Below are 12,489 nucleotides of genomic sequence, written 5' to 3' on the forward strand. Positions count from 1 at the left end.
ATCGGTGGTCACGGTTCAGGCCTCCTCGGAGCCGTTCTCGGGGGTGTGCATGCGCACCAGGACGTCGCCGGCCGAGACGGTGCGTCCGGCGCTGACGGGGATCTCCGAGATGGTGCCGTCGCTGGGTGCGTGGACGTAGTTCTCCATCTTCATGGACTCCAGGACCACGAGCAGGTCGCCCTGACAGACCCGCTGGCCCGGCTCCACACAGATACGGGTGACGATGGCCTGCATAGGGGCGGCGATGACGCCGGGCTCACTGCCGGCGGTCCCGGTATCACCGGGAGCTGCGCCTCGAGGTGAGCGGGTCCCGCCCGAACGGCCGCGCAGCGGCTGGGCCCGGTTGCTGCGGGAGCTGAAGCCTCGCGCCGGGTTGGAGGGGGCGAGGATCCCGTCGGGCAGGGTCAACTGCATGCGGCGGCCGTTGAGCTCGATGATGTAGCTGGAGCGGGTGCGCGGGTTGGCGGCCGTCTCCGAGGAGCCGTCGGCCTGCGACGTCGCCGTGGCGTCGTCGAGATCGGGCAGCACCTCCTTCTCGATCCACCGCGTGGTCACGGCCAGCCGCCCGGCGCTGTCGGGTGCGGTGAAGTCGGGGCGGGTGAGGACCTCGGCGTGCAGGGCGGTGCACACGGTGACGCCTTCGACCACCGTCTCCCGCAGGGCGCGCCGGGCTCGGGCGATGGCCTGCTCCCGGCTGGCGCCGGTGACGATGATCTTGGCGAGCATCGGGTCGAACAAGGGCGTGACGACATCGCCTTCGGTGACTCCGGACTCGATGCGGATCCCGGGGCCGGCCGGCCAGCGCAGGCGGGTGATGGCGCCGGTGGAGGGGGCCAGACCGCGCGTGGGGTCCTCACAGGTGATGCGCAGCTCGAGGCTGTGACCTCGGGGCTCGTTGACCTGCCCGAGGTGACCGCCCTCGGCGATGCGCAGCTGGACCTCGACCAGATCGGTGCCGGTGACCTCCTCAGTGACGCAGTGCTCCACCTGAAGACGGGGGTTGACCTCCAGGAACCAGACATCGCCCTCGGGAGTCAGGAGGAACTCGCAGGTGGCCACCCCGACGTAGTCGACCGTCTCCAGGAGGCGACGGGAGGCCTCAATGAGACGGTCGTGAACGCCCTCAGGCAGGAAAGGGGCCGGAGCCTCCTCGAGGAGCTTCTGGTTGCGTCGCTGCAGGGAGCAGTCGCGGGTGGAGACCACGGCGAACCCGCCGTGGCAGTCGCGGGCGCACTGAGTCTCGATATGGCGTGCGGCCGTGACGAACCGCTCCAGGATGAGGGTTCCGCCGCCCTGCGCCGCAGACTCGAAGGCCGGGGTGGCCCTGACCTCGTCGTCGTTGTGCAGGACGGTGATGCCACGCCCGCCACCGCCGTCAGTGCGCTTCAGGGCCACCGGGTAGCCATGGGCGGCGGCGAAGGCGATGACGGTCTCGGCGTCGGTGACCGAGTCGGTGATGCCCGGCACCGGGGCGACCTGGGCCCGCTCGGCGGTGGCCCGGGCGCTCATCTTGTCCCCGAGGGCATCCATGGCCTCAGGCGAGGGCCCGACCCAGGTGATACCGGCATTGATGACGGAGCGGGCGAAGTCAGCGTCCTCGGACAGGAACCCGTAACCGGGGTGGATGGCGTCGGCGCCGGTGGCATGTGCCATCTCGAGCAGCGCCGCCGCGTCGGTGTAGGACGATCCCTCAGGCAGCGCGTAGGCCTCGTCGGCAAGTTCTGCCGCGGGGCTCATCAGGTCCTCGGGCGTGTACGGAAGGATCGACGTCGCCCCCAGATCGCGGGTGGTTCGCACGATACGCAGTGCGATCTCGCCACGGTTGGCGATGAGGATGCGGGAGAGGGTCACCAAGAGTCTCCTTACCTGGACTTACCTGGACGGTGCCGGGCTGACGGCGGGCCCTCCTCGGGCCTGCGGGGTGGATCCGCGCCTTCCCTGCAGTCGTCGAGGGGCAGCTCCACTGGACACCGACGTTACGTGGTCAGGGCACCACATTCCATTTGTGGAAACCTCACAAAGACCAAGAGTTGCGTTGGTGTAACAGTCGAGACCCCAGTGATAGGGCGGCATAACGGGGGCCTCACAAAGGCGCTCCTCGCCCCTCGAGCACCTTTGAGGTTTCCCACAAGCCTCGTGAGACGACGTGGCTCTACGTACCGGCTGCCACATCTGCATCACGAGCCTCTCCTCTAGCGGGGTGTCGATTCCAGCCACGGTCAGTGCCCCCGTAGCGTCGTCAACGGCCGCTGCACGTGTCATGGCGGTGCGAGGAGGCCACCTCACGCAGCTGGCAGATGGCGGCCAGGGCGTCGTCGGCCCGGTAGACCGCTGAGCCGGCGACGAAGACATCCGCCCCGGCCTCGGCCGCGCGCTCAATGGACTGGATGGTGATGCCGCCATCGACCTGCACGCGCAGATCGAGCCCTCTGGCGCCGACCAGCTCGCGAGCCCGACGGATCTTGGGCAGCATCGACTCGATGAAGGACTGGCCTCCGAAGCCCGGCTCCACGGTCATGAGCAGGAGGAGGTCGAACTCCCCCAGCACATCGGCGACGGCCTCCAAAGGGGTGGCGGGTCTCAGGGCGATGCCCGCGCCGGCGCCGAGCCGGTGGAGCTCGCGCGCCAGACGCACCGGCGCCGTCGTGGCCTCGGCATGGGGGGTGACGATCTGGCAACCGACCTCGGCGTAGGCCGGTGCCCAGCGGTCGGCGTCGCGGATCATGAGGTGGGCGTCCACAGGCAGCGAGGAGTGGGCGAGCACCGCCTCGACCACCGGCAGCCCCCAGGACAGGTTGGGTACGAAGTGGTTGTCCATGACATCGACATGGATCCCGTCGGCGCCTCGGGCGCCGTCGTCTCCCGTGACCCGGTCGAGCTCGTCGGCCAGGTGGGCGATGTCGCAGTTGAGGATCGAGGGGTGGATGGCCGTCATCGGGATGCTCCTCATGATGCGCTGGTGCGGGTGGTCGGTCAGCTGGTGCGGCGCAGCAAGGCGCAGAACATGGCGTCGGTACCGTCGAGGTGGGGCCACAGCTGAAGCGTCTCCCGGTCAGCTCCGGCCGGTGGCTGCGGGGCCAGACGGGTGGCGACGTCCCCGGCGTGCAGGGACTCAGTGCGCAGGCCCTCGCGCTCCAGACGGCGCGTCACGTCACGCACCACGAGACTCGTCTCCAGGGTGTGCGGGGAGCAGGTCACGTAGGTCACCACTCCCCCTCGCCGCACGGCGCGCAGCGCGCTGGCCAGCAGCTCGCGCTGAAGCTCGGCCAGGACGGTGACGTCCCCCGGCTCTCGGCGCCAACGGGCCTCGGGGCGACGGCGCAGTGATCCGAGGCCCGTGCAGGGGGCGTCGACCAGGACCCGGTCGTAGGCGCCGGGCTCATCACGGCCCAGGTCGCGTCCGTCGCCGCATCGCACCCTGGCCACGTCCGGCGCGATGGCGCGCAGGGCGGAGCGCACCAGGTCGGCCCGGTGGGGGCTGACCTCATTGGCCAGCAGACGGGCGCCCGTCTGCGCGGCCCTCGCCGCGAGCAGGGCGGCCTTGCCGCCGGGCCCGGCGCACAGGTCCAGCCAGTGCTCGTCGCGGCCCTCGAGGGGAGCATGCGCCGCCATGAGCGCCACCAGCTGGCTGCCCTCGTCCTCAACCCCGGCCCGCGAGTCGCGGATCGCCTCGATCCGGCCCGGGTCTCCCCCGACCATGACGACGGCGAGGGGACTGATCCTGCCCGGTCGCGGCTCGACGTCGTGGGCCCGGTCGGCCTTGCGAGCGACCTTGGCCAGCGCCTCTGGGGCGATGAGGCCGGGCCTGGCGCACAGCACCACCTCGGGGTCGACGTTGTCCGCCGCCAGGAGCGCCTCGAGCTCATCGCCGCTGCGGCCGTGAGTGGCCAGGGCCTGGCGCAGCGCCTTGACGATCCACTCCGGGTGCGACTGAGTGCGGGCCAGAGCGGCCGTCTCATCGGGTGCGTCCCGGCGCAGCACCGCCATCCAGGAGTCCAGGTCCCGCTCACTGAGCCGACGCATGACCGCGTTGACGAAGGTGGCTGCGCCGCGCCCGCAGGAGGTGGTGGCCAAATCCACGGTGGTGCTCACAGCGGCGTGCTGGGCAACCCTCATCCCCATGAGCTGGTGGGCCCCCAGGCGCAGGACGTCGAGCACGGCCACGTCGATGCGCTCCAGGGGACGGGCCGTACAGGCAGCGATCATGGCGTCATAGCGCCCCCGAAGCCGCAGGGTCCCGTAGGTCAGAGCGGTGGCGAAGCCGGCGTCGCGCCGATCCAGGTCGGCGGCCTCCAACAGCTCGGGCAGGAGAAGATTGGCGAAAGCGTCATCGCGGCGAACACGGGTGAGTACCTCCAGAGCCACCTGACGCGCCGAGCCTGATCGGCCCCGCGCCGGGCGCGCCGACGCACCCGCCTGCGGGCCGTCCTGCTTGAAGGCGCGCCGGCCCTGGTGAGGACCGCCGCGCTCACGCCGCCTGCCGCGGTGCTCCCGGCGTCTGCCGGGCGCGTCGCCCCGCCCGCGGCCTGCGCCTCGCCGGTTCTCGTTGTGGCCGCCCGATGCGCCCCGGCGTGCCGATCGCTCCCCCATCAGCTCATTGCCTCACCGTCGTCGTTCATCGCAGACGCGGCCCCCAGGACGGTCCCCGCCTCCGGTCGCGATCCCCGGGCCCAGGCATCGGCGGGCATCCACCTGCGCCCGGCGGGCGCGACCTGCCCCAGACGGACAGCGCAGTCCCCGGTTCCCACGAGAACCTCGTGCTTGGTGGCGCGCAGGTGACCGGGCAGGAGATCGGTGACCTCCGGGACCGCGGTGACCGGCCCCAGGCGGAACCGTGCCCCCTGATATGTGGTGTGGGCGCCCGGCGCCGGACTGACACCCCGGATCCGGCGGTCGATGCTCAGTGCCGGATCCTCCCAGCGAATCCGGCCGTCGGCGGAGGAGAGCGTGGGTGCCAGTGTGGCCAGCGCGTCATCCTGCGGCTCGGGGCGCACGCTGCCGTCCTCAACGGAGCGCAGCACGTCGAGGACCAGGGGCGCCCCGGCGCGCGCCAGCCGCTCAAGCAGGTCCCCACTGGTATCCCGACCACTGATGGCCTCGGTGACTCGGCCGTAGACGGGACCGGTGTCAAGCCCCTCCTCGAGCCGGAACACGCAGGCCCCGGTGACCTCCTCACCGGCGATGACCGCCCGCTGGACCGGCGCGGCTCCGCGCCACGCGGGCAGCAGCGAGAAGTGCAGGTTCAACCAGCCGTGCTCAGGCACGTCCAGCAGATCGGCCGGGACCAGGCGACCGTAGGCGACCACGACGGCGACGTCGGCCCTCAGGGCGCGCACCCAGTCGCGCACGTCGCCGGCCTGCTCGCCCTTGAGGGTGGCCGGGGTGCGCACGTCGAGCCCCGCGCCGCGAGCCGTGGCCGCCACCGGTGAGGGGTGCAGCGTCCGGCCGCGTCCTTTTCGGGCGTCCGCCCGGGTCAGGACCCCGACGACGTCGTGCTCGCTGGCGATGAGGGCCTCCAGGGTGGGCAGGGCGGCCTCGGGGGTTCCGGCGAAAAGCACACGCATGCGCCCGAGTCTAAGGCTCGAAGTCACCCAGTGCGGGGTTCAGCACCGGCCCGGCGTGGGGAGCAGCCCCAAGGCGATGAGCTCGGAGCGCAGCCGTCCTGAGCCGGTGAAGCGATGGGTGCGAAGCCCCAGCCGGCCGGCCGCCTCGATGTTGACCGGCGAGTCGTCGATGAACAGAGTACTGGGGGCCTGGAGGCGGTAACGGCTCAGCAGGAGCTCGAAGGCGGCGGGGTCCGGTTTGGCCAGGTGCTCGCGCCCGGAGACGACGACACCGACGAAGCGCTCGAGCTGGGGAACCAGGAGCCTGGCCGCCTCGAAGGGCTCGGCGTCGAAGTTGGTCAGCCCGTACAGCGCCACGCCTTCCTCAAGGAGCTCGTCGAGCAGGGCCTCCATCCCAGGAACGGGGCCGGTCAGTGAGGCGGCGAAGCGCTCGCGGTACAAGGAGAGGATCTCCGCCCAGTCGGGGCGGTCGGGGTGGGCTCGGGCGTAGTCGGTGAGCACCTGGTCGAAGGGCTCCCCCCGGTCCAGGCGCTCGTTCCAGGACAGGAACCCGCCGTCGACCACGAACTCCTCCCAGGCGTCGGCCGAGACATATCCGGCGACGGCCGCGATGGGCTCCCAGGCGTACAGGACGTTGCCGTAGTCGAGGACGACGGCGCTCACGGAGTCGGAGGAGGCGGCGGTCCTGAGAGCCGGGATCAGCGTATTCACATCCGGCATCGTCCCATGCCTGCGCCGTCGGGGTCGGCAGGTGACCCCGACCGGGCCGGAACTCCTCTGACGTTTGTAAGTCATCTACTGATGCTGGGCCGCCCCGGTCGAAGGCCAGAGGCGTTCGAGAGCAGCTCCGAAAGTGGCGAAGTGCCTGGTGGGAGCAACATCACGTCTCGACGATGGCCGCTTGATCAACGTGCTCTGAACTTCTTCCTACCAGGAGGTTTTCAACCGTCAACGGTTCTGGTACGGTCGTACCAATCCGGTACGGTCGTACCACTTCGTTAGCCAGAGCGCACGATGCGCGTCATGATCCAGGTCAACGACACGGTGCTGTGTCAGAGAGGGAGTCATGGAATTCTCCGTAGATTCCGAAATCGGGAAGCTTCGCCAGGTCATCCTGCACAGGCCTGGTAACGAGATGCTCCGGCTCACTCCGCAGAACAAGGACCACCTCCTGTTCGACGACGTCCTGTGGCTTGAACGGGCCCAGGAGGAGCACGACCAGTTCGCGCGAGTCCTGACCGGTCGCGACGTCGAGGTGCTCTACCTCAGTGACCTTCTGGCTCAGACCCTGGAGATTCCCGAGGCCAGGGACTACGTCCTGGACCGGGTCGTCAACGAGAACACCAACGGCCCCAGCGCCACCGAGCCGCTGCGCGCCCTGACCGACGGGCTGTCCGGAGCTGAGCTGGCCGAGGTGCTCATCGCCGGGATCACGAAGGCCGAGCTGCTCGAGCGCACCCCCTGCCCGGACTCGCTCGTGCTGGCCTCCATGGGCGACGACGACCTGCTTCTGCCGCCTCTGCCCAACCACCTCTTCACTCGCGACACGTCCTGCTGGATCTACAACGGGGTGTCCATCAACTCGATGATGATGCCGGCTCGGAAGCGCGAGACCATCAACTACGAGGCGATCTACCGCTGGCACCCCCGATTCGCGGGCTCCGAGTTCCCCGTGTGGTCCGAGGGCACGCAGGCCGGCCCCGCCACCGTCGAGGGTGGAGACGTCCAGATCATCGGCAACGGCGCCGTTCTGGTCGGAGTCTCCGAGCGCACCACCTCGCAGGGCATCGAGAGGCTCGCCAGCCGGCTCTTCGCCGGAGGCAAGGCGAACCAGATCGTCGCCGTCGAGATGAATCGGACGCGCGCCCAGATGCACCTCGACACGGTGATGACCATGGTCGATGTTGGCACGTTCACCATCTACGGCGGGATGGGGAAGCTGTCGACGCTCACGCTGCGCCCGGACGGCGACAAGCAGATCAGCGTCACGCGCAACGCCCCCGAGGACATGTACCGTATCATCGCCCAGGCCCTGGGCGTTGGTGAGCTCAACGTCCTCATCACGCCCCAGGACTCGATGGCCGCCGCCCGTGAGCAGTGGGACGACGGCTCCAACTCCCTGGCCATCGCCCCCGGTGTCGTCGTCACCTATGAACGTAACGTCAACACCAACGACTACCTTACTTCCCATGGCATCGAGGTCCTGACCATCCCCGGCTCGGAGGTCGGTCGCGGTCGCGGCGGTCCTCACTGCATGAGCTGCCCAACCCTGCGGGACCCACTTGCCTGAGTCGGCCCTGGCCGGCACCTAAGAAGAACTGTTAGCACACCCACATACCGGACGAAGGAATCCTCATGACCCACCCCCTGCACAACCGCAGTTTCCTCAAAGAGCTCGACTTCACTGCCGAGGAGTGGAACAGTCTGCTTCAGCTGGCCGCCCAGCTCAAGGAGGACAAGAAGTCCGGCCGCGAGGTGAAGCGACTGACCGGTAAGAACATCGCCCTCATCTTCGAGAAGACGTCGACGCGCACCCGCTGCTCCTTCGAGGTGGCTGCCTACGACCAGGGCGCACAGGTCACCTACCTCGACCCTTCCGGCTCCCAGATGGGGCACAAGGAGTCCGTGGCGGACACCGCCCGGGTCCTGGGCCGCTTCTACGACGGCATTGAGTTCCGTGGCAAGAAGCAGGAGCACGTCGAGGCCCTGGCCGAGCTCTCGGGCGTGCCGGTGTGGAACGGACTGACTGACGAGTGGCACCCCACCCAGATGCTCGCTGACCAGCTGACCATGCTGGAGCACACCGACAAGCCGATCGAGAAGATCTCTTTCGCCTACCTCGGGGATGCCCGCAACAACGTCGCCAACTCGCTGCTCATCTCGGCGGCGCTCATGGGGATGGACGTGCGGATGGTGGCTCCCAAGGATCTGCAGACCTCTGCCGAGGTGGTCGCTCAGGCCGAGAAGCTGGCCCAGAAGAGCGGCGCCCGCATCCTCATCACCGACGACACCGCCGAGGGTGTCAAGGGCGTCGACTTCCTCTACACCGACGTGTGGGTCTCGATGGGTGAGCCCAAGGAGGTCTGGGACCAGCGCATCGCCCTGCTCACGCCCTACCAGGTCAACGCCAAGCTGGTGGAGGCCACCGGCAACCCGGACGTGAAGTTCCTCCACTGCCTGCCTGCCTTCCACGACCGCAACACCACGGTGGGTGAGGACATCTTCGCCAAGACCGGCATGGACGGCCTGGAGGTGACCGACGACGTCTTCGAGACCGAGCGCAACGTCGCCTTCGACCAGGCCGAGAACCGTATGCACACCATCAAGGCCGTCATGGTCGCGACCCTCGGAGAGTGGGACTGAATCGTGAGAATCGTTGTCGCACTCGGAGGAAATGCCCTGCTGCGTCGGGGGGAGAAGCCTGACGCCAGCACCCAGATCCGTAATGTCGAGATCGCGGCCCACGAGCTGGCCAAGCTGGCGGAGAAGCACGAGCTGGTCCTGACTCACGGAAACGGTCCCCAGGTGGGTGTCCTGGCCCTGCAGTCCGCCAATGACGAGCGCCTCTCCGAGCCCTACCCCTTCGACACCCTCGGCGCCCAGACCCAGGGCATGATCGGCTACTGGCTGCTGCAGGCCATGCAGAACGCCCTGCCGGGGCGTCACGTGGCCGCCATGGTCAACCAGACCCTGGTGATGGCCGGCGACCCCGCCTTCTCCAACCCCACTAAGTTCGTCGGTGAGGTGTACACCAAGGAGGAGGCCGAGAAGCTGGCTGAGGAGCGGGGCTGGGTGGTCAAGCCCGACGGCGAGCACTACCGCCGTGTCGTCGGCTCCCCCATGCCGCAGCGCGTCATTGAGACCCGCCTGGTGCGCTCGCTGCTGGACGCCGGCGCGATCGTCGTCTGCTCCGGCGGTGGCGGTGTTCCCGTCGTCCGCAGCGAGGAGGGAAAGCTCAAGGGCATTGAGGCCGTTATCGACAAGGACCTCACCGCCTCCGTCTTGGCTGAGGCGCTCGAGGCCGATGCACTTCTCATCCTCACGGACGTTGATGGAGTGTTTAAGGACTTCGGAACCGAGAACCAGAAACAGGTTCCGCGGGCCACGCCGGCAGAGCTGCGTTCCATGGGACTTCCCAGCGGGTCCATGGGGCCAAAGGTTGAGGCGGTGTGCCGATTTGTTGAGCTGACTGGCGACATGGCGGCAATCGGACGTCTTGAGGACGCTGTCGCCATCATTGAGGGTCTGGCAGGAACTATCGTGACTCCCGGAGGTAACTATGGAGGACCCGACGATATCCATCCTCCGATTCCCGAGCAGCTCGACACTCGCATTCGCAGGGCCTGACCGGCGCAACGGCATCGGTCTTTCAAGGAGGTGGTGAGCGCCGTCAACCAGTAATGACCGTGCCGCGGTTCAGCAATCATTCTTATATTCAGATACTCCTACGGCCGCTTTCTCGGTTCCTTCAGAGTAGAATAACAGTGTTGAACCATAGACACATGACCTGTCTTCATTCACGCACCACACATCGAGCACAAAGGAGTGACTTACTCATGACGAAGATCGTCAACTCTTGGAACGACTTCGACCCGCTCAAGCACGTCATCGTCGGACGTGCCGACTTCTCGGTTATTCCTCCCGAGGAACCCGCCACCTCCGAGAAGGTGCCGATCGACTCCGAGATGCGCGGCATGTGGGGCCCCCGTCCCACCGCCACCGTCGAGGCCGCCAACGAGCAGCTCGACAACTACGTCAAGATCCTCGAGGGTCTGGGCGTCAAGGTGGACCGCCCCACGCCGCTGCAGTGGAACCAGGCCATCCAGACGCCTGACTTCCGCACGGAGTCGGGCTTCACCCAGATGCCCCCGCGCGACATCCTGCTGACGATCGGTGACGAGATCATGGCATCGGCCAACTCGTTCCGCTGCCGCTACTTCGAGTACCTCGCCTACTGGCCCCTCATGAACCAGTACTTCGAGGAGGACCCGGAGTTCAAGTGGACCCAGGCCCCCCGTCCTCGGCTGACGGACAAGTCCTACAAGCATAACTACTACGACGAGCGGATCTCCCTGGAGGAGCGTCTCGAGCGCACCGCCGCCAAGGACTTCGTGACCACCGAGGTCGAGCCGATGTGGGACGCCGCCGACGTCATGCGTGTGGGTAAGGACCTGTTCATCCAGCACGGTCTGACCACCAACCGCAAGGCGATGGAGTGGTTCAAGCGCTACTACCCGGACCTGCGGGTGCACGCGGTGAACTTCCCCGGCGACCCCTACCCGATTCACATCGACGCCACCTTCGTGCCGCTGCGGCCCGGGCTCATCATCAACAACCCGCACCGCCGCCTGCCCGAGGAGCAGCGCAAGATCTTTGAGGCCAACGACTGGCGGATCGTTGACGCGGCTCCCCCGGCCCACGAGGTTCCGCCGCCGCTGTGCTACTCCTCCGTCTGGCTGTCCATGAACTGCCTCGTCATCGACCACAAGACCGTGTGCGTCGAGGCCAGCGAGGTCCACCAGATGGAGCAGATGGACAAGCTGGGCATGAACGTCATCCCGGTTCCCTTCCGTGACGCCTACGCCTTCGGCGGTGGTCTCCACTGCGCAACGGCGGACGTCCACCGCGAGGGGGGCTGCGAGGACTACTTCCCCAACCAGGTCGCTGACCCGACTCTGGTCTGATCTCAGGGGTGCGGGGCGGTGGCTCATGGACCGGGCTACCGCCCCGCACTGTTCCCGGCTCTGCTCTTCGTAGCGCGGTCAGTGGACGCTGCATAGGACTGGGAAGGTCCACCTGACCGCGTAAGACTCGGCAAGGATGCCGATCCGTCGCGCACGCCGGGGGGAGAACTCAGGAGACTCAACTGCCATGTCACAGACTTCGTCCGCTGAATCCTCTGTCACAGAGTACGTGATGAACAAGAAGCTTGGCGCCATTGCCATGCTTCTCTCCGCCACTGGGATGGGGCTCGTCGGCACCATCAGTCGCGGCGCGACCGCCGGCCTCGCTCATGCCGACAAGTCCGTCATCGGATCGTTCCTGGCCTTCGGCCGCATGAGCGTCGGACTGCTCGGATTCATCCTCATCCTCATCCTCATCCTCACCCGGAAGGTTGGCCTGTTCCGCCGCACCCGTTTGAGCACCACCGTGATCCTGGGAGGAGTGAGCATCGGCCTGTCCCTGGGCTGCTACATCTCCTCGACGTTGATGACGACCATGACCAATGCCGTCTTTCTCATCTACACTGGACCCCTGTTCTGTGCGTTGCTCGCACGTATCTTCCGAAAAGAGAAGATCAGTGTGCTCTCTGGGGTCTTCCTGTCCCTTGTGTTCCTAGGCATGCTGCTGACCATTGGCATCATCGACATCAAGAACGGGAGCCTGACTTTCGGACTGGATCTGTCAACCGGGAATCCTAAGTTTCCACAGAAGAGCCTGGGAGACCTTTTAGGACTCTTGTCAGGCGTCTTCTATGGCCTGGCCCTGTTCTTCTACGGGTACCGCAAGGATGTCGATTCAGTTGTCCGCGGTGTCTGGAACTTCTTCTGGGCCGCCTGCGCGACGCTGGCGATGTCCATTGTCTTGCGTCCTTGGCATGGGGTCGCCTCCTTCACGGCCGCCAACTGGATGTGGGCAGTGGTCCTCTTCCTCGTCTGCGGCCTCTTCGCGCTGGGATTCTTGGTTGTTGCAGGACGCAACCTGCCTGCAGTGGAGTACTCGACGATCTCTTACTGGGAGTGTGCGGTCGTCATTGTGTGCAGCCTTCTCATCTGGAAAGAGCAACTCAGCCCTATGGGAATCATCGGAGGACTGCTCATTGTTGGCGGGGGCCTCGCCCCGATCGTCGTGGATGCCGTTTCTCGAAAGTCACGCCCCTCCAAGGCCTGATGATCATGTGATCCTGTCCGTCTGCGTCAACTTC

The 12,489-nt window shown here is 67.1% G+C and carries 10 protein-coding genes; 5 read left to right on the forward strand and 5 right to left on the reverse strand.

Features of this window, described 5'->3' with window-relative positions:
* Nucleotides 1-15: 15 nt before the first annotated feature.
* The 5 genes from HMPREF2883_RS12825 to HMPREF2883_RS12845 all read right to left on the reverse strand — a co-directional run bounded on the left by HMPREF2883_RS12825 (nucleotide 16) and on the right by HMPREF2883_RS12845 (nucleotide 6,284).
* Nucleotides 16-1,851, reverse strand: coding sequence for an acetyl/propionyl/methylcrotonyl-CoA carboxylase subunit alpha (locus HMPREF2883_RS12825; protein WP_070662992.1), 1,836 nt, complete (start codon nucleotides 1,849-1,851; stop codon nucleotides 16-18).
* A 388-nt stretch (nucleotides 1,852-2,239) separates the two neighbouring features.
* A complete protein-coding gene (gene rpe, locus HMPREF2883_RS12830) occupies nucleotides 2,240-2,935 on the reverse strand; it encodes a ribulose-phosphate 3-epimerase (protein ID WP_070662993.1) in 696 nt (231 codons plus the stop codon).
* Between the two features lie 38 nt (nucleotides 2,936-2,973).
* Complete coding sequence (locus HMPREF2883_RS12835) at nucleotides 2,974-4,365, reverse strand: RsmB/NOP family class I SAM-dependent RNA methyltransferase (protein ID WP_081381221.1); 1,392 nt, start codon at nucleotides 4,363-4,365, stop codon at nucleotides 2,974-2,976.
* A gap of 224 nt (nucleotides 4,366-4,589) precedes the next feature.
* On the reverse strand, nucleotides 4,590-5,564 hold the full coding sequence (fmt, locus tag HMPREF2883_RS12840) for a methionyl-tRNA formyltransferase (RefSeq protein ID WP_070662995.1): 975 nt from the start codon (nucleotides 5,562-5,564) through the stop codon (nucleotides 4,590-4,592).
* Nucleotides 5,565-5,603: 39 nt separating this feature from the next.
* Nucleotides 5,604-6,284, reverse strand: coding sequence for an HAD family hydrolase (locus HMPREF2883_RS12845; RefSeq protein WP_070662996.1), 681 nt, complete (start codon nucleotides 6,282-6,284; stop codon nucleotides 5,604-5,606).
* Nucleotides 6,285-6,630: 346 nt separating this feature from the next.
* On the opposite strand from HMPREF2883_RS12845, the gene HMPREF2883_RS12850 reads away from it, so the two are divergent.
* The 5 genes from HMPREF2883_RS12850 to HMPREF2883_RS12870 all read left to right on the forward strand — a co-directional run bounded on the left by HMPREF2883_RS12850 (nucleotide 6,631) and on the right by HMPREF2883_RS12870 (nucleotide 12,455).
* Nucleotides 6,631-7,854 (forward strand): arginine deiminase, encoded by a 1,224-nt coding sequence (locus HMPREF2883_RS12850; protein ID WP_070662997.1) that lies wholly within the window; start codon nucleotides 6,631-6,633, stop codon nucleotides 7,852-7,854.
* Between the two features lie 65 nt (nucleotides 7,855-7,919).
* On the forward strand, nucleotides 7,920-8,927 hold the full coding sequence (argF, locus tag HMPREF2883_RS12855; protein ID WP_070662998.1) for an ornithine carbamoyltransferase: 1,008 nt from the start codon (nucleotides 7,920-7,922) through the stop codon (nucleotides 8,925-8,927).
* A gap of 3 nt (nucleotides 8,928-8,930) precedes the next feature.
* Nucleotides 8,931-9,911 carry a carbamate kinase gene (gene arcC, locus HMPREF2883_RS12860; protein ID WP_070662999.1) on the forward strand — a complete coding sequence of 327 codons (981 nt, stop codon included), beginning with the start codon at nucleotides 8,931-8,933 and terminating at the stop codon, nucleotides 9,909-9,911.
* A 209-nt stretch (nucleotides 9,912-10,120) separates the two neighbouring features.
* Complete coding sequence (locus HMPREF2883_RS12865; RefSeq protein WP_070663000.1) at nucleotides 10,121-11,248, forward strand: serine/threonine protein kinase; 1,128 nt, start codon at nucleotides 10,121-10,123, stop codon at nucleotides 11,246-11,248.
* 187 nt (nucleotides 11,249-11,435) lie between these two features.
* A complete protein-coding gene (locus tag HMPREF2883_RS12870; protein WP_070663001.1) occupies nucleotides 11,436-12,455 on the forward strand; it encodes a DMT family transporter in 1,020 nt (339 codons plus the stop codon).
* The last annotated feature ends 34 nt before the right edge of the window (nucleotides 12,456-12,489 follow it).

The organism is Actinomyces sp. HMSC075C01 (genome assembly GCF_001812965.1).
GTDB lineage: Bacteria > Actinomycetota > Actinomycetes > Actinomycetales > Actinomycetaceae > Actinomyces > Actinomyces acetigenes.

What these genes read in the sequence shown, in the direction of transcription:
- argF (WP_070662998.1), top strand. Translation starts at nt 7,920, where the DNA reads ATGACCCACCCCCTGCACAACCGCAGTTTCCTCAAAGAGCTCGACTTC.
- HMPREF2883_RS12865 (WP_070663000.1), top strand. Translation starts at nt 10,121, where the DNA reads ATGACGAAGATCGTCAACTCTTGGAACGACTTCGACCCGCTCAAGCAC.
- fmt (WP_070662995.1), bottom strand. Translation starts at nt 5,564, where the DNA reads ATGCGTGTGCTTTTCGCCGGAACCCCCGAGGCCGCCCTGCCCACCCTG.
- rpe (WP_070662993.1), bottom strand. Translation starts at nt 2,935, where the DNA reads ATGACGGCCATCCACCCCTCGATCCTCAACTGCGACATCGCCCACCTG.
- HMPREF2883_RS12845 (WP_070662996.1), bottom strand. Translation starts at nt 6,284, where the DNA reads ATGCCGGATGTGAATACGCTGATCCCGGCTCTCAGGACCGCCGCCTCC.
- HMPREF2883_RS12870 (WP_070663001.1), top strand. Translation starts at nt 11,436, where the DNA reads ATGTCACAGACTTCGTCCGCTGAATCCTCTGTCACAGAGTACGTGATG.
- HMPREF2883_RS12850 (WP_070662997.1), top strand. Translation starts at nt 6,631, where the DNA reads ATGGAATTCTCCGTAGATTCCGAAATCGGGAAGCTTCGCCAGGTCATC.